Annotated in this window: 4 protein-coding genes, 3 tRNA genes and 2 pseudogenes; 1 reads left to right on the top strand and 8 read right to left on the bottom strand. The window is 55.5% G+C overall.

All coding sequences use genetic code 11. The features are described from left to right. From DBR24_RS09145 to DBR24_RS09135, 3 genes and pseudogenes are all read right to left on the bottom strand, one after another. A partial coding sequence (locus DBR24_RS09145) for an Hcp family type VI secretion system effector (RefSeq protein WP_146189003.1) occupies nt 1–350 on the bottom strand: 350 nt, incomplete at its 3' end. 427 nt (nt 351–777) lie between these two features. Further along, nucleotides 778–1,380 carry a terminase small subunit gene (locus DBR24_RS09140; RefSeq protein ID WP_128614559.1) on the bottom strand — a complete coding sequence of 201 codons (603 nt, stop codon included), beginning with the start codon at nt 1,378–1,380 and terminating at the stop codon, nt 778–780. Between the two features lie 329 nt (nt 1,381–1,709). Continuing rightward, a pseudogene (locus tag DBR24_RS09135) lies at nt 1,710–1,943 on the bottom strand (phage holin family protein); the annotation flags it as partial. A gap of 3 nt (nt 1,944–1,946) precedes the next feature. Here DBR24_RS09135 and DBR24_RS09130 point away from each other — a divergent pair. Further along, nucleotides 1,947–2,426 (top strand): annotated as a pseudogene (locus tag DBR24_RS09130) (tyrosine-type recombinase/integrase); the annotation flags it as partial. A gap of 93 nt (nt 2,427–2,519) precedes the next feature. Here the strand turns inward: DBR24_RS09130 and DBR24_RS09125 are convergent. The 5 genes from DBR24_RS09125 to DBR24_RS31805 form a co-directional block, all read right to left on the bottom strand. Further along, nucleotides 2,520–2,606, bottom strand: a tRNA-Leu gene (locus DBR24_RS09125). 195 nt (nt 2,607–2,801) lie between these two features. Beyond that, nucleotides 2,802–2,875, bottom strand: a tRNA-Cys gene (locus DBR24_RS09120). A 45-nt stretch (nt 2,876–2,920) separates the two neighbouring features. Continuing rightward, a tRNA-Gly gene (locus tag DBR24_RS09115) sits at nt 2,921–2,996 on the bottom strand. 60 nt (nt 2,997–3,056) lie between these two features. Next, nucleotides 3,057–3,617: a CDP-diacylglycerol--glycerol-3-phosphate 3-phosphatidyltransferase gene (gene pgsA, locus DBR24_RS09110; RefSeq protein WP_123468275.1), complete on the bottom strand. Its 561-nt coding sequence runs from the start codon at nt 3,615–3,617 to the stop codon at nt 3,057–3,059. A 32-nt stretch (nt 3,618–3,649) separates the two neighbouring features. After that, a partial coding sequence (locus tag DBR24_RS31805) for a helix-hairpin-helix domain-containing protein (RefSeq protein ID WP_256591357.1) occupies nt 3,650–4,142 on the bottom strand: 493 nt, incomplete at its 5' end.

Here is a 4,142-nt window from a genome sequence, read left to right as displayed (position 1 = left end):
TCTTCCAGTTTGGTGGTGTAGTAGTGCTCTTGAGTACCTTGAGCCGAAGTGCGGTACCACTGGATAACGATTTCGCTCATGCGCTCGCCGGAAGTCAGCGCCGCTTGCAGCAGAGGCGAAGCCTTGTCGTAGACCTTGGTGATAACCACTGGCTTGTGCACGCGCTGACCGGTTGGTTGGCCGGACTGTGGGTCACGCGGGATGATCACGTCGTGGCTGAAAGCCTGAACCATGACCTGGTCTTCATGACCTTCCTGGTAGGTGTTGCCAACGGAGTCGGCGGTGAATGCGCCGGCAGTGATCAGGCCTTGTTTTTCGCCGGTAACCGACATGTACGCTGGTGTTGCCATGGGGTGTGCTCCTTGCTGAATCATTGGGTGCGCCCATAGGTGATATCACCCAAGGGGCGGCCAATGGCCATCAATTAGCATGCCAACTTTTTCATACCCTTATAAACCGTGGCTTGCGAGCGTTTTCCTCGCGGATGCTGGGATAAATCCGCAAAAAATAAAGGAAAAGTGCGCAAGAAGTTGCGCAGTGATGTGCAAGAAGTTGCGCACTTGGCTGCAGGCCACAATCTACTTGGGCTGTAGCGATTTATCGAGCCCAATATGCGAAGCAAGTGCGCAAGAAGTTGCGCACTTTTAAAAAAGGCCGCCCCAACACATCAACGGCTGAAATTTTGATGGTGCCAGGTCATGACTGCATTTCAAGTTGGCCAAACATCAGAAGCACTCCTTTCCACAAACCATAACTAAACCTAAGCTAGGGATACCCTCAGCACTCGCTCAATAGGACGCCAAAATCGTCGCAGGACACTTGAGACGCCTCGTTGAGCCGTTGACGTAGCGCAGCAGTCAGCTGTCGTTCCACTTCCCACGGGTCCGATAGCGCGGCGAGTGGTGGCGCCAACTGCGGCGAGAGGCTCATCAACGAGTGATTGAGCGAACGTGCTGTTTCAAAAGCGGCTTTCTGCACAAAGCTGATTTCCACCAGTTCGCCTTGTGCCTTACGGAACTCCATCTCCGCCATCCGCGCCAGGTAATGCTCGCGATGCACTCTTGCTTTCTGAAAGTCAGGAGTCTGTCCTTGCGCAGGATCAGCGGATGGCGGCGCAGCCATGTTAGTCGACTCGGATTTGGCTGCGACGTGCCTGTATACATCACGCTGAAGCCGATCCTGTTGGTGGCGAGCAGCGACGGCAGCCTTGCTCGGGTCGGCGGTTTCGCGGATCAATGCTTCGGTGACCAGCACGTCGACTTGCTTGCCATTGGGCGACAGCACCAGTCGACCGTTCTCCTTGAGCCAGGAGATATAACTCGGTGACCGGCCGATGTGCGCGGCGCAGGCGCTCTTGGACAGGTACGTGACTGCGGTCATAAGCCCTCCTTTTCAGCGGCTTTTCAATGAATCCTTTCAAGATTTCAGTGGATTGAAATTTCAGTAAGCTGGCGGGTCTCCCACTAACGCGATCCCGCGGGTTTCCGACCCCGTGCCCTTTGAAAGTCCCCAGGGTCCCCGGCGGTTTTCTGCCCGGTCCGGCTGTCGAGCCGGCATCCGAGTGCCATGCCCTGCCCCCACTCCCTTGGAAAGACGGACATCCCTGCAAAGGTTTCAGCTAGAAAGATTCCGCGAGTTCGATAACCCGTGTAGGGGGCAGGCCTCGGGGAGGACCCGTAAAAAGCGGCGCCCTACCCGGCCAGCCCGGCTCATGCCTTCGGCTCAGCTTCGCTCAGGTCCAGCCGCTTGGCGACCCAGCGTTCGTACAAGCCGATTGCGACATCCGCGCCGGCCATCGCGGTCAGGCAACCCAAGGCGCCCGCTGTCCAAATCGACAGGCCCGCGCCGAACAGCAACATCATCGCTGACACGCCGCACACGATACAGACACCGGAGCGAAGTGCGAGGCGGCGCAGTAAGGCCCACCCCCGTGCTCCATCCTTGAGCATGATGATCAGCCCTTGAGAGACGCTTTAGACCTCTTCTATCTAACAGATCAGAGGGTCGCAGACACATTGAAGATGGATGAGCGAGACATAAAAGAAGGAAAGCTCTCCGTTCAGCAAGGCAAGACTGGGGCTAAACGAAGGATCGAGATCATTGGTGAGCTCAAAGTCGTAATCGATCGAATCATGGCACGAAAGGCTGGACAGAAAATCAGATCAACGCGTCTCGTAGTAATCGACTCTGGGCAGCCGATGACAACCAGCATGCTCAGAAAACGGTTCGATGACGCCAGGGAAGCAGCCGGGATTCCAAAAGCAGAATTTCAGATGCGCGACCTACGAGCAAAAGCGGCCACGGATAAAGAGGAGTCAACAGGGAGCATCAGAGAAGCTCGGGACCAACTTGGACACACCACCGTAGGGATGACAGAACAGTACATCCGTATGCGAAAGGGTATGAAGGTCACCCCTACGAGGTGACTAACGGTCACGAATTGCGGAAAAGATTTTTTGATTGCGGAAAAAAGAACTAAGGGCTTGCATGAGGTATGTCATGCAAGCCCTTGATATTCATGGTGCCCGAAGCCGGAATCGAACCGGCACGCCCTTACGAGCGGGGGATTTTAAGTCCCATGCGTCTACCAGTTTCGCCATTCGGGCGGTAGCGCGGTGTTGCTCTCTCCTACTTCGCAGTGGCAATCCTGACAGAGTGCACATGCAAGCAGCAGAGCGGGAAATATATACATCACTTCCCGGTGAAGCAAGTTCGCAATGGCCGTTTTCAAGACTAAATCTTGCTGCGCACTGCAAATAAAAAAGCTCCGTAAATCATGGATCTACGGAGCTTGTTTATAGTGGAGGCCGAGGTCGGAATCGAACCGGCGTAGGTGGATTTGCAATCCACTGCATAACCATTTTGCTACTCGGCCTCAAAGCATTTGCTGTCAGTAGCACAACAACAAACACGTACAAATTGGAGCGGGAAACGAGACTCGAACTCGCGACCCCGACCTTGGCAAGGTCGTGCTCTACCAACTGAGCTATTCCCGCTTGGTGATGCGCATTCTATAGAATTAAGAAGCTCCGTCAACCCCTTGATTCAAAAAACTTTTATTTCTTTTCGACGTCGGTCTTCAGATGCGGCCAGGCGGCGCGAAGGTATTGAACCATCGACCACAACGTCAGGCCCGCCGATACCATCAGCAAGGCGTAACCCAGAACAACCCAGAAGCTGAAGTCCTTCGGGTTGGCCAGCAGGATGACCAGCGCAAGCATCTGTGCTGCGGTTTTCCATTTACCGAGATTGGAGACTGCAACATGGGCACGAGCGCCGAGTTCCGCCATCCATTCGCGCAATGCCGAAACGACGATTTCGCGACCGATGATGACGGCAGCCGGCAGTGTAAGCCAGAAGTTACCGTGTTCTTGCACTAACAACACCAGCGCCACGGCAACCATGAGCTTGTCGGCCACCGGATCCAGGAACGCGCCAAACGGCGTGCTTTGTTCCAGTCGACGAGCCAGGTAACCATCCAGCCAATCCGTTGCAGCGGCAAAGGCGAACACCGAAGCGGAGGCCATATAGCTCCACTGGTAAGGCAAATAGAACAGCAATATGAAGATCGGGATGAGCAGGACGCGTAGAACGGTAATCAGATTAGGGATATTCATCGGCACAACTGGCTACGAGGTGAGGGGGCATTCTACTCGCTATGCAGGTTTGCATAAATCGACTCTGCGAGCTTTTTACTGATCCCCGGGGCTTTGGCGATCTCTTCGATGCTTGCACGAGACAGCTCCTGCAATCCACCAAAATGTTTCAACAAGTCGCGACGACGGGTTGGCCCGACGCCCGCAACGCCTTCCAGCGTTGACGTTCGGCGGGTTTTGCCACGACGTGCACGGTGGCCGGTAATCGCGAAACGGTGGGCTTCGTCGCGAATCTGCTGGATCAGGTGCAGCGCTGGCGAGTCACCACGCAACGTGAACTCGTGCGCCGCATCATTCAGATACAACGTTTCGAAACCAGCCTTGCGCGTGGCGCCCTTGGCAACCCCGAGAAGGATGAGATCCGGCACTGCCAGTTCGTTGAGCACATCGCGGGCCATCGACAGCTGCCCCTTGCCACCGTCCACCAACAGGATGTCCGGCAACTTACCCTCGCCTTCCTTCAGCTTGCTGAACCGGCGCGTCAGT

The organism is Pseudomonas sp. HMWF006, from assembly GCF_003061205.1.
Taxonomy (GTDB): Bacteria; Pseudomonadota; Gammaproteobacteria; order Pseudomonadales; family Pseudomonadaceae; genus Aquipseudomonas; species Aquipseudomonas monsensis.
This window is presented reverse-complemented; position numbering and strand designations above follow the sequence as displayed.